The 24176-nt window shown below is 69.7% G+C and carries 20 protein-coding genes; 19 read left to right on the forward strand and 1 reads right to left on the reverse strand.

Annotated elements, in window-relative coordinates:
• Nucleotides 1-82: 82 nt before the first annotated feature.
• The 15 genes from ftsL (at nt 83) to ABNF93_RS11660 (ending at nt 17948) form a co-directional block, all read left to right on the forward strand.
• Nucleotides 83-622, forward strand: coding sequence for a cell division protein FtsL (gene ftsL, locus ABNF93_RS11590; protein WP_349327951.1), 540 nt, complete (start codon nt 83-85; stop codon nt 620-622).
• Between the two features lie 446 nt (nt 623-1068).
• On the forward strand, nt 1069-2853 hold the full coding sequence (locus tag ABNF93_RS11595; RefSeq protein ID WP_349327952.1) for a peptidoglycan D,D-transpeptidase FtsI family protein: 1785 nt from the start codon (nt 1069-1071) through the stop codon (nt 2851-2853).
• A 186-nt stretch (nt 2854-3039) separates the two neighbouring features.
• Entirely contained in the window at nt 3040-4674 is a 1635-nt protein-coding gene (locus tag ABNF93_RS11600) for a UDP-N-acetylmuramoyl-L-alanyl-D-glutamate--2,6-diaminopimelate ligase (RefSeq protein WP_349327953.1), read from the forward strand.
• Between the two features lie 5 nt (nt 4675-4679).
• Nucleotides 4680-6077 (forward strand): UDP-N-acetylmuramoyl-tripeptide--D-alanyl-D-alanine ligase, encoded by a 1398-nt coding sequence (locus ABNF93_RS11605; protein WP_349328117.1) that lies wholly within the window; start codon nt 4680-4682, stop codon nt 6075-6077.
• Nucleotides 6074-7153, forward strand: coding sequence for a phospho-N-acetylmuramoyl-pentapeptide-transferase (mraY, locus tag ABNF93_RS11610; protein ID WP_349327954.1), 1080 nt, complete (start codon nt 6074-6076; stop codon nt 7151-7153). The genes ABNF93_RS11605 and mraY overlap by 4 nt, the downstream gene beginning before the upstream one ends.
• Nucleotides 7150-8703 carry a UDP-N-acetylmuramoyl-L-alanine--D-glutamate ligase gene (gene murD / locus ABNF93_RS11615; RefSeq protein WP_349327955.1) on the forward strand — a complete coding sequence of 518 codons (1554 nt, stop codon included), beginning with the start codon at nt 7150-7152 and terminating at the stop codon, nt 8701-8703. Before mraY ends, murD begins: the two co-directional genes overlap by 4 nt.
• Nucleotides 8704-8774: 71 nt before the next feature.
• Nucleotides 8775-10163, forward strand: a complete 1389-nt coding sequence (gene ftsW / locus ABNF93_RS11620) for a putative lipid II flippase FtsW (protein WP_349327956.1) — start codon at nt 8775-8777, stop codon at nt 10161-10163.
• 4 nt (nt 10164-10167) lie between these two features.
• Nucleotides 10168-11280 carry an undecaprenyldiphospho-muramoylpentapeptide beta-N-acetylglucosaminyltransferase gene (gene murG, locus ABNF93_RS11625; RefSeq protein ID WP_349327957.1) on the forward strand — a complete coding sequence of 371 codons (1113 nt, stop codon included), beginning with the start codon at nt 10168-10170 and terminating at the stop codon, nt 11278-11280.
• Entirely contained in the window at nt 11277-12716 is a 1440-nt protein-coding gene (gene murC, locus ABNF93_RS11630) for a UDP-N-acetylmuramate--L-alanine ligase (protein ID WP_349327958.1), read from the forward strand. The genes murG and murC overlap by 4 nt, the downstream gene beginning before the upstream one ends.
• The gene (locus ABNF93_RS11635; RefSeq protein ID WP_349327959.1) at nt 12713-13525 is read left to right on the forward strand and encodes a cell division protein FtsQ/DivIB; all 813 of its coding nucleotides are present in this window, start codon (nt 12713-12715) and stop codon (nt 13523-13525) included. Before murC ends, ABNF93_RS11635 begins: the two co-directional genes overlap by 4 nt.
• Before the next feature lie 180 nt (nt 13526-13705).
• The gene (ftsZ, locus tag ABNF93_RS11640) at nt 13706-15199 is read left to right on the forward strand and encodes a cell division protein FtsZ (protein ID WP_349327960.1); all 1494 of its coding nucleotides are present in this window, start codon (nt 13706-13708) and stop codon (nt 15197-15199) included.
• A gap of 87 nt (nt 15200-15286) precedes the next feature.
• On the forward strand, nt 15287-16009 hold the full coding sequence (locus tag ABNF93_RS11645; protein WP_349328118.1) for a YggS family pyridoxal phosphate-dependent enzyme: 723 nt from the start codon (nt 15287-15289) through the stop codon (nt 16007-16009).
• A 104-nt stretch (nt 16010-16113) separates the two neighbouring features.
• Complete coding sequence (locus tag ABNF93_RS11650) at nt 16114-16608, forward strand: cell division protein SepF (RefSeq protein WP_349327961.1); 495 nt, start codon at nt 16114-16116, stop codon at nt 16606-16608.
• Between the two features lie 127 nt (nt 16609-16735).
• Complete coding sequence (locus tag ABNF93_RS11655; RefSeq protein ID WP_349327962.1) at nt 16736-17026, forward strand: YggT family protein; 291 nt, start codon at nt 16736-16738, stop codon at nt 17024-17026.
• A gap of 103 nt (nt 17027-17129) precedes the next feature.
• Entirely contained in the window at nt 17130-17948 is an 819-nt protein-coding gene (locus tag ABNF93_RS11660) for a DivIVA domain-containing protein (protein ID WP_349327963.1), read from the forward strand.
• Nucleotides 17949-18111: 163 nt separating this feature from the next.
• On the opposite strand, the gene ileS is transcribed toward ABNF93_RS11660, so the two are convergent.
• Nucleotides 18112-21378, reverse strand: coding sequence for an isoleucine--tRNA ligase (ileS, locus tag ABNF93_RS11665; RefSeq protein ID WP_349327964.1), 3267 nt, complete (start codon nt 21376-21378; stop codon nt 18112-18114).
• Between the two features lie 95 nt (nt 21379-21473).
• Between ileS and ABNF93_RS11670 the strand changes: the two genes are divergently transcribed.
• The 4 genes from ABNF93_RS11670 to ABNF93_RS11685 are packed head-to-tail and all read left to right on the forward strand — an operon-like array spanning nt 21474 to nt 24134.
• Entirely contained in the window at nt 21474-21815 is a 342-nt protein-coding gene (locus ABNF93_RS11670; protein ID WP_349327965.1) for a DUF167 domain-containing protein, read from the forward strand.
• A complete protein-coding gene (locus ABNF93_RS11675) occupies nt 21815-22636 on the forward strand; it encodes a TraR/DksA family transcriptional regulator (RefSeq protein WP_349327966.1) in 822 nt (273 codons plus the stop codon). Before ABNF93_RS11670 ends, ABNF93_RS11675 begins: the two co-directional genes overlap by 1 nt.
• On the forward strand, nt 22609-23184 hold the full coding sequence (gene lspA, locus ABNF93_RS11680; protein WP_349327967.1) for a signal peptidase II: 576 nt from the start codon (nt 22609-22611) through the stop codon (nt 23182-23184). Before ABNF93_RS11675 ends, lspA begins: the two co-directional genes overlap by 28 nt.
• Before the next feature lie 14 nt (nt 23185-23198).
• A complete protein-coding gene (locus ABNF93_RS11685; RefSeq protein ID WP_349328119.1) occupies nt 23199-24134 on the forward strand; it encodes an RluA family pseudouridine synthase in 936 nt (311 codons plus the stop codon).
• Nucleotides 24135-24176: the final 42 nt, after the last annotated feature.

Below are 24176 nucleotides of genomic sequence, written 5' to 3' on the forward strand. Positions count from 1 at the left end.
CGAGGAGCCCCCACGCAGGTACGGCGAGGTACGAGGTGTGCCGGAGTGAGGCACCGCAGTGGTCGTGCAGAGGGGGCACGGCATGAGCGTCATCGAGAGCCTCGCGCGGCCATGGCGCGAACCCGACCAGCCGGAACGCCAGCTACGGGTTGTACCGGCGCGGGCCGAGGCCCCTGCCCGAGCGCCCTTCGTCCTCCTGGTTGTCGCCATTCTGGGCGTCGGACTTGTCGGTCTGCTGCTCCTCAACACGTCTTTGCAGCGGGGGTCGTTCGCCATCCACGACCTCAAGCGCCAGACGTCGATGCTCGCCGAACGCCAGGAGGATCTCGACCAGCGGGTTGCTCGCCTCAAGGCACCGGAGAACCTCGCCGGTCGAGCGCAGCGGATGGGCATGGTCCCCAACGCCAATCCCGTGTTCCTGCGCCTGTCCGACGGTGCGGTGCTCGGTGAGGCCGTACCGGCAGAGGCACGGGTGAAGCCCAGACCCAAGCCGAAGCCATCGTCGACGCCGGCCGGAGCGACCGCAGTTTCCCCGGCCCGGCCGACCGCCACGCCCGGTCAGACACCCGTACAGACACCGCAGGCCAGCCCAACGCCGCCGACGCCCGGAGGGAACACATGACCGGCCGTCCATCGCGCCCACGCGACCGAGAGCGCCGCGAGGCACCACGTTCGCGCGGCGGCAACTCTCGCCAGTCGACCGCCGTGCCCCGCAAGACCGCCGTGCCCCGCAAGACCGCCGTGCCCCGCAAGACCGCGGTGCCCCGCAAGACCGCGGTGGCGCAGCGGAGGGTGTCGCCCGCCAAGAAGGCGATACCGCAGAAGAGGGGGGTACCCCGCGACAAGGCGGTGCCACAGAAGGTGTCGACCGGCAAGAAAGCAGCGGCCCAGAAGAGAGTGGTAGCCCAGAAGAAGTCTGCGTCCCCAATGCGGTCAGTGCCATTGAAGAAGTCCGTACCGGCACGGCAGCCAGCCAACCGGGCGAAGCCAACCCATCGCGCTGCCACGCGTCAGACGACGGCACGCCACCAGGCCGCCCCCCGGACGCGGAGGAGCGAGCGGACCGCCGTGAGGGCGCGAAGAGCGGCGGGACGACCGGGCAGCAGTAGGTCGTTCAAGCTCGGCACGGCGAGCCGGCGCCTCCGGGTGGGTTTTCTCATCGTCGCCTTCGTGATGTCGGTCTTCGCCGGCCGCCTGCTCCAACTGCAGGGGGTGGAAGCGGCTTCGTTCGCCCATGCCGCGGTGAAGGAACGCCTGCAGGAGGTCACTCTCCGCGCCACCAGGGGGGACCTGTCCGACGTCAACGGCGTCCCGTTGGCGACCACAGTGGACACGGTGGCGGTCACCGCTGACCCGAAGATGACGCGTCCCGGTGCGGTCCAGATCGCTGAGACCCTCGCGCCCATCCTGAAGGTTCCCGCCGAGGAGTTGCTGCCCAAGCTCCGCAAGGCGGACAGCAGGTTCGTCTACCTTGCCCGCAAGGTACCCGCCGAACGGTGGAACCGGGCCAGGAAGGCGCTCGATGCCGGCGATCTGATCGGCGTCTTCAACCAGCCGGATCCCCTCCGCAGCTATCCCTCGGGGCCCGTTGCCGCCAATCTCGTCGGGTTCGTCGGCGGTGAAGGACGCGGTCTCGCCGGCCTCGAGTACGCCCTCGACGACAAGCTGCGGGGCAAGGACGGTCTGATGGTCTACGAGGGGGGCTCCGGTGGCCAGCAGATCCCCCTCGCCCCCAGCGTCCAGCAGGACCCGGTCCCCGGTGCCAACGTCTCGTTGACGATCGACCGGGACGTCCAGTGGGTCGCACAGAAGGCCATCGCCGACCAGGTGAAGGCCACGGGCGCCCGTAGCGGCGATGCGGTGGTGCTCGACGTCAAGACTGGCCAGATCGTGGCCATGGCGACGGCACCGACGTACGACCCGAACCGTCCGACCAGCAGTCCCGCGGACGACCGGGTGAACCGTCCCTTGCAGGAGGTGTACGAACCGGGGAGCGTGGCGAAGGTCCTCACGACGGCCGCCCTGATCGACGCCGGTTACGTCACGCCCGAGACGAAGATCTCGGTGCCGGGTGCGCTCCTTCGCAACGGGCACCAGATCCACGATTACTGGGGACACGGGACGATCCCGTTGACGATGACAGGCGCGTTGGCGAAGTCGAGCAACCTCGGGACCATCCTCGCCGCCGAACGCATGCCGAAGGCGGAGCACGCGAGCTACCTGCGCAGGTTCGGGCTCGGCCAACCCACCGGCATCGGGCTGGCCGGTGAGGCCAAAGGATCGCTGGCGAAGCCGGAGTCGTGGAGTGACCTGCAACGCGCGACAGTCGCGTTCGGTCAGGGCATGTCGGTCAACGCCGTCCAGATGGCGTCCGCGATCGGCACCGTCGCCAACGGCGGGGTGCGGGTCGAGCCGAACCTGGTCCGGGGCCGGGTGGACGAGGAAGGCCAGCTGCGCCGCCCGGCGCCCGCACCGAAGCGGTCCCGCGTGATCAGCGAGGCGACGGCATCGAGCGTCGCCGCGATGATGGAGCAGGTGGTCGATGGCGAGGAGGCGCTGGCCACGAAGGCGCAGATCCCGGGCTACCGCATCGCCGGCAAGACCGGCACGTCGCAGCGCGTCGACGCCGCCTGCGGGTGCTATCGCGGCTACACGGCGTCATTCGCCGGGTTCGCTCCGGCTGACCAGCCGCGCTATGTCGTCTATGTCGTTGTCCAGGATCCGAAGCGTGGCGGCAATAGCGGAAGTGGCCTCGCGGCCCCCGTCTTCCGCGACATCATGGCCTTCACCCTCCAGAAGTACGGCGTTCCGCCCACGGGGACGACCACACCCGCCATGCCACTCACCTGGTAGCGCGGCCGCGGCCGGTCTCGGAGCGTGAGCGCGGTACTGTCCTGCGGTCGAGGGCACACCCCCAGACCGTCCGGCCAGGGGCAGGCACGACCGGCGAGGTGTCGACCTCGGGACAGACAGCGGGTCGCAGAAACCAGACAAACCAGCGATCCGAGGAGCACCTGAGTCGCGGAGGGAGGAGAGGCTGTGGCCGTCCCCGCCACCCGATCGGCGACGCCGCGACCGGCGGACGCGCCCCGGCGGAGGCTGGCCGAGCTTCGTGCACTCGTTTCGGCTCAGCCGGAACCGCGGTCACCTGTTGGTCATGACGGCGCTGAGGACGAGCTCGCCGGAGTCGTGGTGACAGGTGTGACCCAGGACTCCCGGGCTGTCGTTGGCGGTGACCTCTACGTCGCGCGTCCGGGAGGATCCACCCACGGTGCCGCCTACGCACAACAGGCGGCCGCGGCCGGAGCGGCCGCCGTCCTCACCGACCCCACGGGTCTGGAGCGCTGCCGGGCCGCTGGGCTGCCGACCCTGGTTGTGTCCGATCCACAGGGCGTGCTCGGGGCGGTCTCGGCGTGGGTATACGGCTATCCCGCACGCGATCTCACCGTTCTCGGTGTCACCGGAACCAACGGCAAGACCACGACGGCGTTCCTCCTCGACGCGGCCCTTCGACACCTGGGCCGTCGTACCGGCCAACTCGGCACGGTCGGTACGCGGATCGGCGACGAGACCCTCCCGAGCGTACGTACGACACCGGAGGCACCGGACCTGCAGGCCATTCTTGCCGTCATGCGCGAGCGTGGTGTCAGTCACGTCTCGATGGAGGTGTCGAGCCACGCGCTGACCTACGGCCGGGTGGACGGTCTGGTCTTCGACGTCGCCGGCTTCACGAACCTCAGCCAGGACCACCTGGAGCTGCACGGGGACATGGAGGCGTACTTCGCGGCGAAGGCGGCGCTGTTCGGCCCGGATCGCAGCCGCCGCGGTGTGATCAACCTCGACGACACCCACGGTGCACGTCTGGCCGTGCTGGCGAGGGAGTGGGGACTGGACATCGTGACGTACTCCGCGACCGGCGCTCCAGCCGCCGACTGGCGGGCCGCCGAGGTGAGCAGCTCACCCGACGGCCTGTCCCACTTCGTCCTGCACGGTCCGAACGGCGGGCCCTGGCCGGTGACGCTCGGCCTCCCTGGGACGTTCAACGTCGCCAACGCCGTCCTGGCCACCGCGATGCTGGCGGGCGCGGGCCTGAGCCCGGAGACGTTCCTGCCCGCGTTGGCGACCGCCAGCCTTCCTGGTCGGATGGAGCGCGTGTCCGAACCCGGCGCGGCGTTCGCGGCGATCGTCGACTACGCCCACACGCCTGACGCCATCGCGATCGTCCTGTCGTCCGTCCGCGGCTGGACGAAGGGCAGAGTGATCGGCGTGTTCGGCTGCGGGGGAGATCGCGACCACGCGAAGCGACCGCTCATGGGCGAGGCCGCCGCCCGGCACGCTGACCTCGCCGTTGTCACCGACGACAACCCGCGCTCGGAGGATCCGGCGGCCATCCGGGCGGCCGCCCTCCGCGGGGCCTACGGCGTCCCTGCGTCCCTCCGTGGCGAGGTCGTCGAGATCGGCGACAGGCGGCAGGCGATCGAGCGGGCGATCGGCGCCGCACGCCCGGGCGATACCGTGCTGATCCTCGGCAAAGGACACGAGCAGGGCCAGGACGTCGGTGGGGTAGTACAACCTTTTGACGACCGACTCGTGGTCCAGGAGGTTCTTCGACAGATGTCCGACACGATCGGCACCGCCCGCGCGGATGCCCGGAAGAAGGGTGCGGAGCGGTGATCCGGATGACTCTCGCCGAGATCGCCGAGGCGGTAGGTGGCGAACTCCGCGACGCGTCGCCGGACGCGGTGGTGACGGGTCCTGTCGTCGCCGACTCGCGCCAGGCGGCCCCAGGTGCGCTCTTCGTCGCCGACGGTCCCGGCCACCAGTTCGCCGAGGAGGCCGTACGCAGGGGAGCGGTCGCGGTGCTCGCGAGTGAGCCGTTGCCCGCCGTTCCGTCGATCCTCGCGCCGACCGCGCTCGACCACGACGTGGACGCCTCGGTCGTGGCACTCGGTCGGCTCGCGGCGTTCGTGGTGGGTCGGCTGGTGGACACGACCATCGTCGCCGTAACCGGATCACAGGGAAAGACGTCGACGAAGGACCTCCTCGGGCAGGTGCTGGCGGGTGCCGGACCCACGGTGACGCCGCAGGGGTCGCTCAACGACGAGCTAGGTATGCCCCTCACCGTGTTGCAGGCTGACGAGGAGACGCGGTACCTCGTCCTGGAGATGGGCGCCCGCGGGATCGGCCACATCCGGTACCTCACCCAGATCGCTCCGCCGGACATCTCGGTCGTGCTCAACGTCGGGCTCGCCCATGTCGGGAAGTTCGGTAGCCGGGAGGCGACGGCGATTGCGAAGGGTGAGCTGGTGGAGGCCCTGCTCGACGACGGCCTCGCCATCCTGAACTCCGACGACCCACTGGTCCGGGCGATGTCCGACCGCTCCAAGGCGCCGTCGGTCCTCTTCGGCCTGGCCGACGACGCCGCGGTCCGTGCGGCGAAGGTCTGGCTCGACGGCGGTCGTCCGGTCTTCGAGCTGGTGAGCCCGCACGGAGCCACAGAGGTACGCCTGAAGCTGGTCGGCCGCCACCACGTCTCCAATGCACTGGCCGCCGCGGCCGTCGGGCTCGCCATCGGCATGGACCTTCAGACGGTCGCAGAACGCCTCTCGGCGGCGGTCCCGCTGGCCCGCTGGCGGATGGAGATCGGCGAGCGCGCTGACGGGGTCACGGTCCTCAACGACGCTTACAACGCCAACCCCGACTCGATGCGGGCAGCGCTGCAGACCCTGCCCGAACTCGCGGGCGGCCGCCGGTCGTTCGCGGTGCTGGGCGAGATGTTGGAGCTGGGCGAGGCCTCGGCGCAGGAGCACGAGGCGGTCGGCCGCCTCGCGGCTGAGCTCGGCGTGTCACGTCTGGTGGTCGTGGGGGAGGGCGCCAGGCCGATCGAGCGGGGCGCGAGGGCGGCGGGTTTTCGCCACTCGACCTTCGTCCGTGACGCCGCGCAGGCGTTGAAGTTGTTACGCAAGGACCTGCGGAGCGGCGACGTGGTACTGGTGAAGTCGTCCCGCGACGCCGGACTGCGCTATCTGGGTGATGCCATTCGACAGGGGGCCGAGACACTGGAGGGCCAGGCGTGAAGGCGATCCTGCTTGCCGGGGGAGTCTCCTTACTGATCGCGCTGTTGGGCACACCGGTCGGGATCCGGATGCTCGCGGCCCGTGGCTACGGCCAGATAATCCGCGACGACGGCCCGACCTCGCACCACACCAAGCGGGGTACGCCCACGATGGGCGGCATCGTCATCATCGTGGCGACCGTGCTGGGCTACGCGGCGGCACACGTCTACTCGTGGCGGCTGCCCTCGGCGTCCGGTGCGCTGGTCCTGCTGCTCATGGTGGGCCTGGGGCTCGTCGGGTTCCTCGACGACTTTCTCAAGGTCTCCAAGCAGCGCAGCCTCGGCCTGCGCGCCAAGACCAAGCTGGCTGGCCAGACCTCGGTCGCGGTTGTCTTCGCGATCCTCGCGCTGCAGTTCCCCGACGACCGGGACGTCACGCCCGGCTCGCCGTTCATCTCGTTCATCCGCGACATCGACTGGTTGCAGCTCGGCTCGGTGGTCTTCGTCCTCTGGGTGCTGCTGATGATCGCCGCGACGTCCAACGGCGTGAACCTCTCCGACGGTCTCGACGGCCTTGCCACCGGGTCCTCGGTGCTGGTGTTCGCCGCGTACACCCTGATCTGTGTCTGGCAGTTCAACCAGGCCTGCTTCGAGGAGCCGGGCACCAAGTGCTACGAGGTCCGGGATCCGTACGACCTCGCCGTCGTGGCCTTCGCGGTCGCTGCTGCGTGCTTCGGATTCCTGTGGTGGAACGCCTCCCCGGCCAAGATCTTCCTGGGTGACACAGGTGCGCTGGCCCTCGGCGGCGGCATCGCCGGGTTCGCGATCATGACCCGTACCGAGCTGCTGCTCATCCTCATCGGTGGGCTGTTCCTCATCGAGACGGCCTCGGTCATGCTCCAGACCGGCTTCTTCAAGTTCACCCGGTGGAAGACGGGTACACCCCGCCGGCTCTTCCGGATGGCGCCGATCCACCACCACTTCGAGCTCAAGGGCTGGAACGAAGTCACGATCGTGATCCGCTTCTGGATCATCTGCGGCATCTGCGTTGCCGGCGCGATCGGGATCTTCTACGCCGAATGGGTGGCGGGTACATGACGGCATCGCACGACGGGCAGACCACGGGACCGACCGCCGGGCAGGCGACTGGGCGCACCGCCGGGCAGGCGACTGGGCGCACTGCCGGGCAGGTCAACGGTCACCACCGGCTGGGTTGGCTGGACGGCGCGGACCGGCACTCGCCCTGGCCGTCGGTCACCGCCCTGGTGACGGGCATCGGCGTGTCCGGGTACTCGGCCGCCGCCGGCCTGCTCGGCGTGGGCGCACGGGTCGTCGTCGTCGACGACCGCGCGGGCGACGCCGAACACGAGAAGGCGACGATCCTTTCGACCCTCGGCGCCGACGTACGCCTGGGCCCGGGCTCCTCGGCCACGCTTCCTGACGACGCTGACCTGGTGGTGACCTCGCCGGGCTGGCTTCCTGGTGCGCCCCTGCTCGTTGCGGCGGGGGAGCGTGGGCTGCCGATCCTGGGCGAGGTGGACCTCGCGCTCCGGTTGCGCGATCCCGCGACCGCCGCGCCCTGGCTCGCCCTCACCGGTACCAACGGGAAGACCACCACGGTGGGCATGCTGGCGGCGATCCTGCGGGCAGGGGGACTGCGGGCGGAGGCGGTCGGCAACATCGGTGCGCCGGTCGTCGACGCCGTGCTCGACCCCGAGCCGTACGACGTCCTCGCCGTCGAGCTGTCCAGCTTCCAGCTGCACTGGGCGCGGCCCCTGCGTCCCCGGGCGGCGGCGGTTCTCAACGTCGCCCCTGACCACCTTGACTGGCACGGTTCGATGGACGCCTACGCCGGGGACAAGGGCAAGATCTTCACCGGCTGCGAGATCGCGTGCGTCTACAACGTCGCCGACCCTGTCACCGAGGAACTGGTCCGCGAGGCCGACGTGGTGGAGGGGGCCCGGGCGGTCGGGTTCACGGCCGGCGTGCCGGGGGTCGGCATGCTCGGTGTCGTCGACGGTGTGCTCGCCGACCGGGCGTTCGTCGCCGAACGACAGACGTCCGCGGCGGAACTGTGTGCCGTCAGCGATCTACCGTCACAGGCGCCGCACAACATCGCCAACGCCCTCGCCGCCGCGGCCCTCGCCCGGGCACACGGCGTGCCCCCGGCCGCCGTCCGGGCAGGTCTGGCGGGTTTCGTCCTCGAGCCACACCGGATCCAGCGGGTGGCCGAGCGTGACGGCGTGGTCTACGTGGACGACTCCAAGGCCACCAACGCCCATGCGGCGCTCGCCTCGCTCCTGGCGTACGACTCCGTGGTCTGGGTCGCCGGAGGCCTCGCCAAGGGTCAGGATTTCGGCGACCTCGTACACGCCGTCAAGGACCGGTTGCGCGGCGTGGTCCTGCTCGGTCGCGACCGGGAACTCATCGCGTCCGCGATTGCGCGACACGCACCGGATGTCCCCGTCATCGAAGTCGCCGACAGCGACACTGAGGTGATGGATCGGGCCGTGGGGGCCGCGGGCCGGCTCGCCCAGCCAGGTGACACCGTGCTGCTCGCACCTGGCTGCGCATCCTTCGACCTCTTCACCAGTTACAGCGCTCGAGGTGATGCGTTCGCGGCGTCGGTGCGAGGGCACCGGGGCTGATCCCCACGGCGTGACCTGAGACCAGCCGACCGGAGGGGACGACGACGCGTGTTCACACAGACGGTACGCGCGTGACGAGCGCCACCAACGACCGCCGGACCGTCGCAGGGGACGGCCACGCGCGCCAGACCAGTTCGCGCCCGGCGGCAGGGCGCGGGCACCTGTCCAGTTGGCGTCGGTCCCGCGACGACGAGTCCGGTTGGCTCGCCGAGATCCGGCGCTCGCTCGACCGTCCGCTGACGTCGTACCACCTCGTCATCGGCGTCAGTGGGCTGCTGCTCGCCCTCGGGCTTGTCATGGTGCTCTCGGCGTCGAGCGTCTACGCGTTGTCGGTCTACGGCGACTCCTACGCCCTGGCGACGAGGCAGTTCATCTGGGTGGCAGCCGGGTTGCCCCTGGCGTTCGTGGCGTCCCGCCTGCCGCCGCGGGTGCTGCGCGCCGTGGTCTATCCAGCGCTGATCGTGTCGATCGTCCTGCTCGCGCTCACGCTCACGCCGCTCGGGGTCTCGGTCAACGGCAACCGCAACTGGCTGTCGTTCGGTGGCCCGTTCCTTCTCCAGCCCAGTGAGGCGGCCAAGCTGGCGCTCGTCCTGTGGGGTGCCGACCTGTTCGCCCGCAAGGAGAAACTCCTCAGCGAGTGGAAACACCTGATCATCCCGTTCGTCCCTGTCTGCGGCGTTGTTCTCGCACTTGTCCTCGCCCAGCGCGACCTCGGCACGTCGCTGGTGCTGTTCTCGCTGGTGCTCGTCATGCTGTTCGTGGTCGGGACGCCGATGCGGTTCTTCGGGATCGCCGTGGCCGCCGTCGGGCTGGTCGTCACCTATCTCGTGGTGACGCGAGAGCACCGGCGGGAGCGGCTCACGACGTTCCTGGATCCGTTCGCCGACTATCGCGACACCGGCTGGCAGGCCGCGCACTCGCTCTTCGCACTCGGCACAGGCGGCTGGTGGGGTGTGGGAATCGGTAACAGTCGGGAGAAATGGGGACGACTGCCCGAAGCGCACACGGACTTCATCTACGCGGTGATCGGTGAGGAACTCGGGCTTGCCGGCACGATCATCGTGCTCGGCCTCTTCCTGACGCTTGCCTTCGTCGGCGTCCGGATCGCCTTGCGCGCGGACGACACCTTCACCAGGCTCGCCACGGCCGGAATCATCGGCTGGCTGACCGCCCAGGCACTCGTCAACATGGGTGCGGTCCTGGTGCTCCTGCCAATCGCGGGTATCCCGTTGCCGCTCGTGTCATACGGTGGGTCCGCGATGCTTCCGACTCTGTTCGCGATCGGGCTCCTTGTGTCGTTCGCGCGGAACGAACCGGCGGCCAGGGCGGCCCTGGCCGACCGGAGGAAGGCCCGTGCCGCCGCGAAAGCGGCGTCGGGGACGAAGGCGGCGGCCGGGACGAAGGTGGTGTCCAGGCCGAAGGTGGCATCAGACAAGAAGGCTCGCACAACGAAAGGGTGAGCTCGTGCACATCGTTCTCGCCGGTGGCGGCAGTGCCGGCCACATCAGTCCGGCACTCGCCCTGGCGGCCGCACTCCGCCGGGCTGATCCCGATGTGGGTCTCACCTTCCTCGGTACGGAGGAGGGCCTGGAGGCGCGGCTGATCCCCGCCGCCGGGCACGAACTCGCCGTGATCCCCCGGGTGCCGCTCCCGCGGGAGTTGACGCCGCGACTCCTCACGGTCCCCGGCCGACTCGCCGGTGCCGTGCGCGCCGCCGCCGGTGTGATCTCGCGGGTGGACGCGGACGTCGTGGTCGGCCTTGGCGGCTACGTCGCCATGCCGGCCTATCTCGCGGCCCGCCGGCTGCGCAAACCGGTCGTGGTCCACGAACAGAACGCCCGACCCGGCATAGCCAACCGATTCGCGGCCCGGTTCGTCACCTCTCATGTGGCTGTGAGCTTTCCGGGGACGCCCCTTCGCCATGCGGCCTTCGTGGGGCTGCCCGTCCGGCGTGAGATCACGACGCTGGACCGGTCTGCGCTCCGGGCGGAGGCGAGGGCGGCGTTCGGCCTCGATCCCGACCGGCCGACCCTGCTCGTGACGGGCGGATCCCAGGGCGCCGTACGCCTGAACCAGGCCGTGGCCGGGGCCGCGGCGAGTCTGGGCGCGGCAGGGGTACAGGTCCTGCATGCGACTGGTGCGGGACACGACATCCGGCCGGAAAGCCCGGCCGGGAGCCCGCCCTACGTCGTGGTGCCCTACATCGAACGGATGGAACTGGCCTATGCTGCCGCGGACGCGGTGATCTCCCGGGCTGGAGCCAACACGGTGACCGAGCTCGCGGTGGTCGGGTTGCCCGCCGTCTTCGTGCCTTACCCGGTCGGCAACGGCGAACAGCGGTACAACGCGCAACCTGTCGTCGACGCCGGAGGCGCGGTACTCGTCGACGACGCGGACCTCACCCCCGAATGGGTGGGACAGCACGTCGTCGGTCTTGTCACCGACGCGGGCCGGCTGGCCGCGATGGCCAAGGTCGCGCACGACCTGGTGCCCGCGGACGCCGATGACCGGCTGGCCGAGCTGGTCCGCTCGGTTGCCACCAGCACGCACGGGAACGCCGGAAAGGAAGGCCTGTGATCGTTCCACCACCACCGGAGCTGGTACCGGCGGAGAAGCTGGGTCACGTTCATTTCGTGGGGATCGGTGGCGCCGGATTGTCGGGCATCGCCCGCATCATGCTCGCCCGCGGCATGACGGTGAGTGGCAGCGACGCCAAGGACTCCCGCGCGCTCACCGCCCTTCGCGCCCTCGGCGCGACCTGTTTCGTCGGGCATGACCCCGCCCAGGTCGAGGGTGCCGACACGCTGGTGATCTCGACGGCCATCAAGGAGAACAACCCCGAGGTCGTCGAAGCGCGACGGCGTGGGCTGCTGCTCTATTCGCGGGCGGCGGCGCTGTCGGCGGTGATGGACGGACGCCGGGTCGCCGCGGTGTCGGGTGCCCACGGCAAGACGACCACGTCGTCGATGCTTGCGGTGGCGCTCCAGCACTGCGGCGCTGACCCGTCGTTCGCGATCGGTGGCAACTTCAACGACACGGGGACCAACGCCCACGACGGCACCGGGGACATCTTCGTGGTGGAGGCCGACGAGTCCGACCGGGCGTTTCTGCAGTACTCACCCGAGGTCGCGGTCATCACCAACGTCGATCCCGACCATCTCGACATGTACGAGACGCCGGACGACTACCACCAGGCGTTCGACCAGTTCGTCGAGTGCATCGTGCCGGGTGGGTTCCTGGTCGCGTGCGTGGACGATCCGGGCGCCCGCCGGGTGGCGGAGGCCGCCCGGGCCCGTGGCGTCGACGTCCGCACCTACGGCGAGGCCACCGACGCCGACGTCCGCATCGACAACGTGGCCGTACGCCCGCTCGGTTCGACGTTCGAGCTCGTCGTCCACGGCCGCCGCCAGGGCACGATCGACGTCCACGTCGCCGGCCGGCACCACACCTGGAACGCCGCTGCCGCCTACGCCGCCGCGATCGGCCTCGGTTTCCCGTCGAGTGACCTCCGGGAGGGCCTGTCGAGCTACGCGGGAACGCGGCGCCGGTTCGAGTACAAGGGCACGGCGGGCGGTGTGCGGATCTACGACGACTACGGCCACCATCCGACCGAGATGCTCGTCAACCTTCGCGCCGCCCGGGGCGCCGCCGGTGAGGGACGGGTGATCGTGTGCTTCCGGCCGTTGCGGCACACGCGGACGCAGTTCTTCTTCCGGGAGTTGGGTGAGGCCCTCGGCCTCGCCGACGAGGTCATCGTGATGGACCCGACCGGTGACGATCCGATCCCCGGCATCACCGGCGCGTTGATCATCCCGCACATCCCGCTGCCGCCCGAGCGGATCGTCTACGAACGCTCGTGGTCGGCGGCTCCCATCCGGGTGGCCGAACGCGTGCGGTCGGGCGATCTGGTGCTGACCCTCGGAGCGCCTGACGTGGCGCTCATCGGGCCCGAGGTACTGGAACTCGTCGGTGAGCGACTCGAGGAAGAAAGCGAGCCAGGCGCAGCCCGATGACCGTGCCGTCCCGGCCCACGAGATCCAGAACGACGGCGCGGACGCCGCCCGCGGGCGCGGCGGCGACCGTGTCCGCGTCGTCGGCCCGCAAGTTCGCCCGCCGGCAGTGGTCGCGCCGGTTGCTGCGTCTCAGTCCGGCACTGGTCCTGGCGTCCGTCGTGGTCCTGGCCGGGCTTGCCGTCTGGGCGTTCGGCTTCTCGACGCTGTTCGACGCACGGACCGTCGTGGTCGGTGGCTTGACTCCGGCCTCGGGGCTTTCCAGGGCTGAGGTCCTGTCGTCCGCCGCCGTTCCTCTGGGGCGGCCTTTGGCGCGCATCGACCTCGACGCCGTACGCAAGCGGGTCGCGGCCCTGCCGGCGGTCAAGGGGGCGTCGGTCGAGCGTTCCTGGCCGCACGAGGTCCGGATCGAGGCCACCTGCCGGACGCCGGTCGCGGTGTGGCGTGACGGCAGCGTTCCCCGGGTCGTCGACGCCGAGGGCGTAGCCTTCCGCACCGCCGAAGGGATGCGGACGAGGTTCGTGACGATCCAGACGGCTGCCAGGGAGTCGGATCCGGAGCGGGTGGCTGGTCTCAGGCAGGCCGGGGCACAGGTGGCAGCAGCGCTTCCGGCGGAACTGCGCCGAAGGGTCGAGACGGTACGGGTGAGGACCGTCGACTCGGTGACCCTTCACCTCGACCGGGGCGTCACCGTGATGTGGGGGAGCGCCGACGACTCCCGTAGCAAAGCGCGGGTCCTCGCTGCCCTTCTGAAGCAGCGTGCGAAGGTCTATGACGTCAGCGTTCCGGGCTTTCCGACAACGAGAACCTGACTCGGAGACCACACCCCGGCGAGGCGCGTGGCCGTCATGCCGGCGTGTTGCGTTGAATAGCTTCCGAGGCGTTGCGTACCTTGCTGCTCAAGGCGAGGTTGACATAACTATAACCCTGAACTAGAGGGTGAGGGTTATAGGGCGACCCGATCTAGAGATGTCTATTGAGAGGCGAGCGTCGTGGCGGCACCGCAGAACTACCTCGCGGTCATCAAGGTCGTCGGTATCGGCGGCGGAGGTGTCAACGCGGTCAACCGGATGATCGAGGTCGGCCTCAAGGGCGTCGAGTTCATCGCGATCAACACCGACGCGCAGGCGCTCCTGATGAGCGATGCCGACGTCAAGCTCGACATCGGTCGAGAACTCACCCGAGGGCTAGGCGCCGGCGCCAACCCCGACGTGGGAAGCAAGGCCGCCGAGGACCACTCCGAGGACATCGAGGAGGTACTCAAGGGCGCCGACATGGTGTTCGTCACCGCCGGCGAAGGTGGCGGCACCGGCACCGGCGGTGCACCCGTGGTCGCGCGGATCGCGCGGTCGCTCGGGGCGTTGACGATCGGCGTGGTCACGAGGCCGTTCGCCTTCGAGGGCAAGAAACGCGCCACCCAGGCCGAGGAGGGAATCAACGCCCTCCGCGACGAGGTCGACACTCTGATCGTGATCCCCAACGACCGGTTGCTCTCCATCAGCGACCGCCAGGTCAGCGTGCTCGACGCGTTCAAGCAGGCCGACCAGGTGCTGCTCCAAGGTGTCTCCGGCATCACCGACCTCATCACCACGCCGGGCCTGATCAACCTCGACTTCGCCGACGTCAAGAGCGTGATGTCCAACGCCGGGTCGGCGCTCATGGGCATCGGTTCCGCGCGTGGGGAGAACCGCTCTGTCGCAGCCGCGGAGATGGCGATCTCCAGCCCGTTGCTCGAGGCATCGATCGACGGTGCACACGGCGTGCTGCTGTCCATCGCGGGTGGCTCCGACCTCGGCCTGTTCGAGATCAACGAAGCCGCCCAGCTCGTCTCCCAAGCCGCACACGCCGAGTCCAACATCATCTTCGGTGCCGTCATCGACGATGGTCTCGGCGACGAGGTCCGCGTCACGGTGATCGCGGCGGGCTTCGACGGCGGGATGCCGCGGCGACGTGGCGCCCAGCAGGCCGGAGCCGTCGGGCAAGGGAGCGGATCGGGCGGGAGGCCCGGACCGACGGCCTTGCCGGGCGGACCGGCCTACGGCCAACCCCGTCGGCCCGGCGAGCCCGCACGGCCGGAGCCAAGCCCGCTGTCCAACGGCGGAGGTGAGCGGCCGGCGACTGGCTCGTCGTCGAGCGGCTACGCCGGACGGCCCGGCAGCGGCGGCACTCCGGCGGCACCCGGTCCGGTGGCCGGCCGGCCAGGACAGCCGCATGCTGACGAGCAGACTTCCGCTGCGACACCGGCACAGGCGCGGTCGCCGCGGAGCGACCTCGCGGCGCAGACCCAGGAACTCCGCCAGCGCCTACTGGGCAACAGCCAGCAGTCCCGCCCGGCCGGAAGCAATGACCAGGCGACCCGTGACGGCGGTCCTCAGCAGACCGACTCGCCCGCGGCGAGCAAGCCGTTCACCCCGACGACGGCCCGTCCACCGCGCCGTCCGGTCACTGACGACGATGACCTCGACATCCCCGACTTCCTCAAGTAGCGGATGACTCACCGCGGGCCGAGACCCCAGCCCGTCACCGCCCCCGGCCATGGCGGCCGGCCGGCAGAGGACGTCCGGCGCGCGCAGATCGCGACAGGTCTTCAAGGCGTCCGCGACAGGATCGTGAACGCCTGCTCACAGTGTGGTCGGGATCCGGCGGAGGTCTCGCTCGTCGCGGTCACCAAGACCTTTCCGGCTTCGGACGTACGCCTGCTCGCCGAACTCGGCGTCCGTGACATCGGCGAGAGTCGGGACCAGGAGGCACGGGGCAAGGCCGCCGCCTGCGCCGATCTGGATCTGACCTGGCACTTCGTCGGCCAACTGCAGACCAACAAGGCGCGCTCGGTCGTCACGTATGCCACGGTCGTCCAATCGGTCGACCGGCCCGAGTTGGTGCGGGCTCTCGATCGTGCTGTCCAGCGACACCGCGAGCCGGGGCACGATCAGTCGGTCGACCCGGATGTGGGTGGTGTGGACCAGCCGCTCCGGTGCCTGGTGCAGGTACGCCTGGACGACCGCCCCGGGCGCGGTGGCGCCGATCCCGCCGAGGTCTCCGACCTGGCCGACCAGATCGCCGGATCGCCGTTACTCCGGCTCGGCGGGGTGATGGCCGTGGCACCGCTGGACGGTGACCCCGCAGCGGCGTTCGCGCGGCTTGCCGAGGTGGCCGCGAGCATCCGGGCGCGACACGCCGACGCGACCTGGATCTCGGCCGGAATGAGCGACGACCTGGAGCAAGCGGTCGCCGCCGGCGCGACACACGTACGCGTTGGGCGCGGGTTACTAGGTGTGCGGCCCTCCAACAGGTAGCGTCGGCGCGGACGGAGCCTCGTGATGAGGCTGGATCCTCTGCACGTGGGGCACCAGCACAGGTTCGTCCCGTCGAAGCTGAAACGCAGAAGGCGAGAGGTCAGATGGCCGGCGCGATGCGCAAAGTCGCGGTGTATCTCGGTCTCGTTGAGGACCAAGGCCGCTACGACGACGAGTACGACCCTGCCTATGAGGGCGACTACGACACAGAAGAGCGGGAGTCCCACGCGGGCGAGTCGCAGTCCGTGCACGACGAACGCCCGGGCAATGTCGCGGCCTTCCCCGACCGGCGGCGTGTACAGGTAGCGCCGGAGGTTCCGGCGTCGCGGATCACCACACTCCATCCGCGCACCTACAACGACGCGCGTCTCATCGGCGAGCACTTCCGTGACGGCACCCCGGTGATCATGAACCTGACCGGCATGGACGACTCCGACGCCAAGCGGTTGGTCGACTTCGCCGCCGGGCTCATCTTCGGACTCCACGGCAGCATCGAACGCGTCACCGCCAAGGTCTTCCTGCTCTCGCCCGCCAACGTCAAGGTCCGGGCCGAGGACAAGGAGCGGATCGCCGAGGCCGGGTTCTTCAACCAGAGCTAGCGCGGCGGCTGTCTGCCGATGCGAGCGTGCGCCGACCGGTCGCCGAACGGTTTCCCACCCGGTCGGGCCTGCCTCGAATCGGAGATAGGGTCGACAGTTCACCGATGGGCGACCCCGAGGAGCGCACGTGCAGATCGTCGGCCAGCTGATCTACGTGATCCTGTGGATCTTTCTGGTGTTCTTGTTTGTCCGGTTGGTGGTCGACTGGGTGCAGTTCTTCGCCCGGTCCTGGGAGCCGAGCGGCATCCTCCTGGTGGCGCTCGAGGGCGTCTACACCGTCACCGATCCACCCCTGAAGGCGCTACGCCGCGTAATCCCTCCGCTGAGGTTGGGCGGCTTTGCCTTGGATCTGTCCTTCCTGCTCCTGATCGTCATCATTTACGTACTTCAGGCGCTTGTACTCACGGTGACGAACTGAACGAAATACCGTCCTTTGTGGAGCCCCCTCGGTCTTTGCCACTCAAACCGGGTACGGTTGCTCCGAACCACATTGTCAAGTCCTGCGAGCCTGAGGTGAGGTCATGCCGTTGACACCCGAGGACGTGCGCAATAAGCGCTTCACGCCCGTCCGCTTGCGGGAGGGCTACGACATGGGCGAGGTCGATCAGTTCCTCGACGAGGTCGAGTCGGAACTGGAGCGGCTGAACCACGAGAACGAGGACCTGCGCCAGAAGCTGGCCGCGGCCCAGCGGGGCGAGGGTGCGCCCTACGCGAAGCAGCCCGTCCCCGAGCAGCACGAGCCGGTGCATCCGCAGGTGCGGCAGCAGCCGGCGGCCGGTCCGCAGAGCGTCGCCGAGGCGTCCACCGCCGCGGCCCGTCTGTTGGAGATCGCCACGCAGAACGCCGACCAGCTCGTGGCCGAGAGCAAGGAGCAGGCCAACCGGATCCTCTCCGACGCCCGGGCCCGTTCCGAGCGGCTGGAGAACGAGGCGCGTGGCCTGGCCAGCCGGCTGGAGTCCGAGGCGCGGGCGAAGTCGGAGCAGTTGGAGCGCGAGACCAACGAGAAGCGCAACCAGCTGTTCGGTCAGCTCGACAAGGAGAAGACGCGGCTGCAGCGCGAGGTCGACGAGCTCCGTACCTACGAGCGCCAGTACCGCAGCCGGCTCAAGGCCTACTTCGAGAGCCAGTTGCGTCTGCTCGCCGGTCAGGGCAGCGTCGAGAACGGCGTGTCACCGCAGTCCGACGCCAACGGGCCGCGGTCGATCAACTCGCACAAGCCGGCGGCGATGGCGGCCGGTGGCGAACGCATGGAGCGCGGCGAGCGGGTCGCCTCCGGAGGTGGCGGCGGTACACCGCGCCTCAACGCACTGCTCGAGGACGACGACGAGTCCTCGCTCTAAGAGATCAAGAGAAGGCCCGGGACGTCTCAGGCGTCCCGGGCCTTCTCGTCTGCTCGAACCGTGGGGAATGATCACGTGTATGCGTGATCATTCCCTACGATGCACGGCGAATCGGCCGCGCATCGTGGGGAATGGCACGCATCGTCAGGTCGTTTCCGCGGCCTCAGGCGCGGCGGAACCAGAACGACAGGCCGAGGTTCTCCGCTTCACCAGCCGCGAGGTCCTCGTCGGCCTCCGCAGGCTTACCTTCACCGATCTGGCCGGCGAGCACCTCGTCGGCGATGAACGCCTCGTGCTCGCGCAACGCGGCCGCCGTCTCGGGATCCGAGGCGGACCAGGTGAGGGCGATCCGGTCACTCACCTGCAGCCCGGCGTTCTTGCGCGCCTCCTGCATCAGGCGGACGATCTCGCGGGCGGTGCCGGCCCGGCGTAGCTCGTCGGTGACCGTGAGGTCGAGGGCCACGGTCTCGCCGTAGGCGTTGGCGACGGCCCAGCCTTCCCTCGGGCGTTCCGACGTGAGCACCTCGGACGGATCCAGCCGCACCTGCTCGCCATCGACGTCGACGTAGGCATGGTCCTGGTCACGCAGCTGCGCGACCAGCCGACCGGGGTCCGCGGAGCTCACCGCTGCGGCGATCCGTGGTGTGTACTTGCCGAACCGCTTGCCGAGTGCGCGGAAGTTCGGCTTGACGGCGTAGTCCACGAGGTCGCCGGCCATGTCGGAGAGCCCCTGCAGGTCGAGCACGTTGAGCTCCTCGGCCACCTCCCGACGCAGCGACTCCGGCAGGGTCGTCCATCCGGTGGCGCCGACGAGTGCCCGGCGAAGGGGTTGCCGGGTCCGGACCTTCGCCTCGGCCCGGGCGGCCCGGCCGAGTTCGACGACCCGGCGGGCGAGGGTGACGTGGCCGGCGAGCTCGTCGTCGATCGCCGCCTCGTCGGCGGCCGGCCACCCCGCGAGGTGCACCGACTCCGGCGCGTCCGGGGTGACCGGTCGGACGAGGCGCTGCCAGACGTGTTCGGTGACGAACGGGGTGAGAGGCGCCAGGAGGCGGGTGAGCAGCTCCAACGACTCGTGCAGGGTGGCGAGCGCCGCCGGGTCGCCGGACCAGAACCGCCGTCGTGACCTGCGTACGTACCAGTTCGACACGTCATCGACGAACGCGGCCAGGAGCTGGCCGATCCGCTGGGTGTCGAAGTGGCCGAAGGCGGCGCTGACATCCCGGACCAGGCGATGGGTCTCCGAGCGCAACCAGCGGTCGAGCACGGCGTCGGCACCACCCTCGGCCCCGCTCGCTCCACCTACGCGACTACTCCCGCCTGCCGGAGTCCCGCAGGCGGGAGCCCAGCCAGCGAGACGGGCGTAGAGGGTATGGAACGCGACAGAGTTCCAGTAGGTGAGGATGACCTTGCGGACGACCTCCTGGATCGTCGCGTCACCCACCCGCCGCGCCGACCACGGTGAGCCCGAGCAGGCCATGAACCACCGCACCGCGTCGGCTCCGTGCCGCTCGATCAACGGGATCGGCTCGAGGACGTTGCCGAGATGTTTGCTCATCTTCCGGCCGTCCTCGGCGAGGATGAGGCCGAGGCAGACGACGTTCTCGTACGACGAACGGGCGAAGACCAGTGAACCCACGGCCATCAGCGAGTAGAACCAGCCGCGGGTCTGGTCGACGGCCTCGCAGATGAACTGCGCGGGGTAGGCCTGCGCGAACTTCTCCCGCGAACCCTCGGTGTAGGGGTAGCCCCACTGGGCGAACGGCATCGCTCCCGAGTCGTACCACGCGTCGATGACTTCCTTGACCCGCTCGGCGGTCGCGTCACAGGAGGCGCTGTCCACACTCGCCGGGCAGGCGAAGGTGACCTCGTCGACGAACGGCCTGTGCGGGTCCAGGTCGGACAGGTCCCGCCCCGCCAGCTCACCCAGCTCCGCGAGTGAGCCCACGCAGGTGTGGTGTCCGTCGGGGCAGGTCCAGATCGGCAGCGGAGTGCCCCAGTAGCGGTTCCGGGACAGCGCCCAGTCGACGTTGGTTCGCAGCCATTCGCCGTAGCGGCCGTGCTTGATGGTGTCGGGGTACCAGTTCGTGCCTTCGTTCTCGGCGAGCAGTTCGTCCTGGATCGCGGTCGTACGGATGAACCACGACGGGAGGGCGTAGTAGAGCAGCGGCGTGTGGCATCGCCAGCAGTGCGGGTAGCTGTGTTCGTAGGTCTCGCCGCGGAACAGGACGCCGCGGGCGTCGAGGTCGGCGACCAGGGCCGGGTCGGCGGCCTTGAAGAACTCCCCGCCGACGAGTGCGAGGTCGGGCTCGAAGGTGCCGTCGGGCCGGACCGGGTTGACGACGGGCAGGCCGTACGCCTTGGCCACGCGGTAGTCGTCCTCACCGAACGCCGGTGCCTGGTGGACGAGCCCGGTGCCGTCCTCGGTGGTGACGTACGGGTCGACCACGACGTACGCGGTGTCGGGCACCGCACCGTCGGCGCCGGCCGGGAACGAGACGAGCGCGAACGGCCGGCGATAGGTCCAGCGCTCCATGTCCGCGCCACGGAACCGGGCGGTGACCTCCCACCCCTCACCAAGGACCGGCAGGAGTCCTTCGGCGACGACCAGCGTCTCGTCGCCGTCCGTCGCCGCTACGTAGTCGACGTCGGGGTGGACCGCGACCGCGGTGTTGGACACGAGCGTCCACGGTGTCGTGGTCCAGACGAGAAGTGCCGCGCCCGGCTTGTCGTCGGTGCCTGCCAGCGGGCCGGACGTGAGGGGCATCCGGACGTAGACCGACGGGTCGGCCACGGTCTGGTAGACGTCGGGCTGGCCGAGCTCGTGGTCGGACAGGGCCGTGCCGCACCGGGGACAGTAGGGGCTGATGCGGTAGTCGCGGACCAGCAGGCCCTTGTCGAAGATCTGCTTGAGGGACCACCAGACGCTCTCGACGTACGCCGGGTTCATCGTCCAGTACGCCTGGGACATGTCGACCCAGTAGCCCATGCGTTCGGTCAGTTCGGTGAAGGCACCCACGTAGCGTTCGACAGAGGCCCGGCAGGCGGCGTTGAACTCGGCTATGCCGTAGTCCTCGATCTGCTGCTTGCCCGAGATGCCCAGCTCCTTCTCCGTCGCGACCTCGACGGGCAGGCCGTGGCAGTCCCAGCCCGCCCGGCGTTCGACGTGCCGGCCCCGCATGGTCTGGAAGCGCGGGAACAGGTCCTTGAAGACGCGGGCCTCTACGTGGTGGGCGCCGGGCATGCCGTTGGCGGTCGGCGGGCCCTCGTAGAAGGTCCACGGAGGCGCATCTTCGGTCTGCGCGAGCGACTTGTCGAAGATGCCCCGCTCGTGCCAGAACGCGAGGATCTCGTGATCAAGTGTGGGCAGGTCGACCTGCGGCTCGACGGCACGGTAGGCGCGGGAATCGCCCGGGTTGTCGTGATTGGTCACCGGTACTCCGGTCTTGGGATGGTCCACATTCGGCCCGCCATCTTAGAACTCCGATGCCGGTGGGGTGATCGACGGCGGCGTTGCACACTGTCTGGATGGAGTCGTCGAAACGGATCGCGGTCCGGGTCAAACCGGGTGCACGGCGTACCTCGGTCGGAGGTACGTACACCGGACGCAACGGTCCGTCCCTGGTCGTCTCGGTCACCGCACCCGCGGTCGATGGTCGGGCGAGCGACGCGGCCGGAGCGGCGCTCGCGGCGGCTTTCGGCGTACCAGCGCGGCGGGTCAGCCTGGTTTCCGGACAGCGGAGCCGGGACAAGATCTTCGAGGTGGCAGCGCCCGACGTCGAGGAACGCCTGGTGCGCCTGCTCTCCGGTCGGGACTCCGGTGATCTGGCGGACCGGCGGCCGACCCGGAGCGAACTCGGAGGTCGCTGATGGTCACGCACGACGGCCAGCTGGGGCGTCCGCACGCCGCGAGGAGCGACACGCCCGGCCGGAACGCGGTGACCCGGAAGGCGACCGCGGGGAGGGCTCCGGCCAAGAAGACTCCGGCCAAGAAGGCTCCGGCGAAGAAGGCTCCGGCGAAGAAGGCTCCCGTGAAGAAGGCCGCGGCGAAGAAGGCTCCGGCCAAGGACACGGTGCCGACGAAGGCTTCCGCGAAGAAGGCTCCGGCCAAGAAGACGGTGCCGACGAAGGCTTCCGCGAAGAAGGCCCCGGCCAAGGACACGGTGCCGACGAAGGCTTCCGCGAAGAAGGCTCCGGCCAAGAAGACGGTGCCGACGAAGGCTCCCGCGAAGGCACCTGCGAAGAAGGCGACGCGCCCGAGGACCGCCGAGACCGGTGCGGACCTCGCCGAACGTGCGCCCACCCTGAAGGTCCGCGCCGACGAGGAGCCGTGGTCGGAGGCGGAGCTCGAAGAGCTCTACCTCCAGCTTCGGGCCGAGGCGGACCGGCTGCGCACCGAACTCGACTCGGCCGCCGTCGAACTCGCCGACCTGCTCCGTGACAGCGGGGACGGCGCGGGTGACGACCAGGCCGATGCGGGCTCGAAGACGTTCGAACGCGAGCACGAGATGTCCCTCGCCGCCAACACCCGCGACATGCTGGCGCAGACCGAGCGGGCGATGGGCCGGATCAGGAACGGTACGTACGGCATCTGCGAGGGCTGCGGCAACCCCATCGGGAAGGCTCGGTTGCTCGCATTCCCGCGTGCGACACTGTGCGTGTCATGCAAACAGAGGGAAGAGCGTCGCTGAACGACGCGGCCGAGGTCGATGATCAGCTGAGGCGACGACGAATCGTCCTCTTTGCGTCGGTGGCCTCCGTCGTCCTCGTCGCGGACGTACTCACCAAGATCGCCGCGACGGCCTACCTGTCCGACCGCGACCCGGTTTCGCTGTGGGGTGGCCTGCTGACGTTGCGGCTGGTACGCAACCCCGGCGCCGCGTTCGGGCTGGCGGAGGGCTACACCGTCGTCCTGTCGCTCGTCGCGCTCGGCGTCGCCGCGGTGGTGATCCGGTTGTCGCGGACGCTCGCGAGCACGGCGTGGGCGGTCGCGTTCGGGCTGTTGCTCGGTGGCGCGCTGGGCAACCTGTCCGACCGCGTCTTCCGCGAACCGGGTTTCCTGCGTGGTCACGTCGTCGACTTCCTCGCACTGCCGCACTGGCCGGTGTTCAACCTCGCCGACAGTTCGATCTGCGCCGCGGCTGCGTTGATCATCCTGATGGCTCTGCGTGGTCGGCGGTGGGACGGCACGATCGAGCGGGCGTCCGCCGGGGACAAGCCGACCGGGGGCGCGGAGTGAGTGCCACACCGGCCATGGGCGACCGCCGGAGCCTCCCGGTCCCCGACGGCCTCGAAGGTGAACGTCTCGACGCGGCGCTGGCGCGGCTGTTCGGCCTCTCGCGTACCAAAGCCGCCGAGCTGGTCGAGCACGGACAGGTCCAGCTCGACGGCTCGCCGGCGATGAAGTCCGCGCGGGTGTGGGCAGGCGCCTGGCTCGAGGTGGAGCTGCCGGCGCCGCAGCCGCCGGTCGCACCCGCGACGGTCGAGGGCATGCGGATCGTGCACGACGACCCGGACCTCGTGGTGGTCGACAAGCCGATCGGTGTCGCCGCGCACCCGAGCCCGGGCTGGCGTGGCCCGACCGTCGTCGGGCATCTCGCGGCTGCCGGGTTCCGGGTCGCCACGTCCGGCGCGGCCGAGCGGCAGGGCGTCGTCCACCGGCTCGACGTCGGCACCAGCGGCCTGATGGTGGTCGCGAAGTCCGAGCGTGCCTACTCCGCGCTCAAGTGGGCGTTCAAGGAGCGCCGGGTCGACAAGATCTACCACGCGCTCGTCCAGGGCCATCCCGACCCGTCCCGCGGCACGATCGAGGCTCCCGTGGACCGGCACCCCACCCATGACTACAAGTGGGCGGTCGTGGCGGGAGGCAAACCGGCGGTTACCCACTACGAGACGCTGGAAGCACTGCGGCATGCGTCGCTGCTCGAGATCCGGCTCGAGACCGGGCGTACGCACCAGATCCGGGTGCACATGAGTGCCATCCGCCATCCGTGCGTCGGCGATCTCACCTACGGCGCGGATCCGGTCCTGGCTCGCCGCCTGGGCGTCGACCGCCAGTGGCTCCACGCGCATCGGCTGGGGTTCGAGCACCCCGGGTCGGGCGCGTGGGTGGAGTTCGCCTCGCCCTATCCCGATGATCTCGCGGGTGCACTCGACCAGGCCCGTGCTGATACCGAACGCGTCACCTGAGGCACGAAACGTCACCAGCACAGGGAAATCGGCGTGATGGTT

Source organism: Actinopolymorpha sp. B9G3 (assembly GCF_040120725.1).
GTDB lineage: Bacteria > Actinomycetota > Actinomycetes > Propionibacteriales > Actinopolymorphaceae > Thermasporomyces.

What these genes read in the sequence shown, in the direction of transcription:
- ftsL (WP_349327951.1), top strand. Translation starts at nt 83, where the DNA reads ATGAGCGTCATCGAGAGCCTCGCGCGGCCATGGCGCGAACCCGACCAG.
- ABNF93_RS11605 (WP_349328117.1), top strand. Translation starts at nt 4,680, where the DNA reads ATGACTCTCGCCGAGATCGCCGAGGCGGTAGGTGGCGAACTCCGCGAC.
- murD (WP_349327955.1), top strand. Translation starts at nt 7,150, where the DNA reads ATGACGGCATCGCACGACGGGCAGACCACGGGACCGACCGCCGGGCAG.
- ABNF93_RS11635 (WP_349327959.1), top strand. Translation starts at nt 12,713, where the DNA reads ATGACCGTGCCGTCCCGGCCCACGAGATCCAGAACGACGGCGCGGACG.
- ABNF93_RS11650 (WP_349327961.1), top strand. Translation starts at nt 16,114, where the DNA reads ATGGCCGGCGCGATGCGCAAAGTCGCGGTGTATCTCGGTCTCGTTGAG.
- ABNF93_RS11660 (WP_349327963.1), top strand. Translation starts at nt 17,130, where the DNA reads ATGCCGTTGACACCCGAGGACGTGCGCAATAAGCGCTTCACGCCCGTC.
- ABNF93_RS11670 (WP_349327965.1), top strand. Translation starts at nt 21,474, where the DNA reads ATGGAGTCGTCGAAACGGATCGCGGTCCGGGTCAAACCGGGTGCACGG.
- ABNF93_RS11675 (WP_349327966.1), top strand. Translation starts at nt 21,815, where the DNA reads ATGGTCACGCACGACGGCCAGCTGGGGCGTCCGCACGCCGCGAGGAGC.
- lspA (WP_349327967.1), top strand. Translation starts at nt 22,609, where the DNA reads ATGCAAACAGAGGGAAGAGCGTCGCTGAACGACGCGGCCGAGGTCGAT.
- ABNF93_RS11685 (WP_349328119.1), top strand. Translation starts at nt 23,199, where the DNA reads ATGGGCGACCGCCGGAGCCTCCCGGTCCCCGACGGCCTCGAAGGTGAA.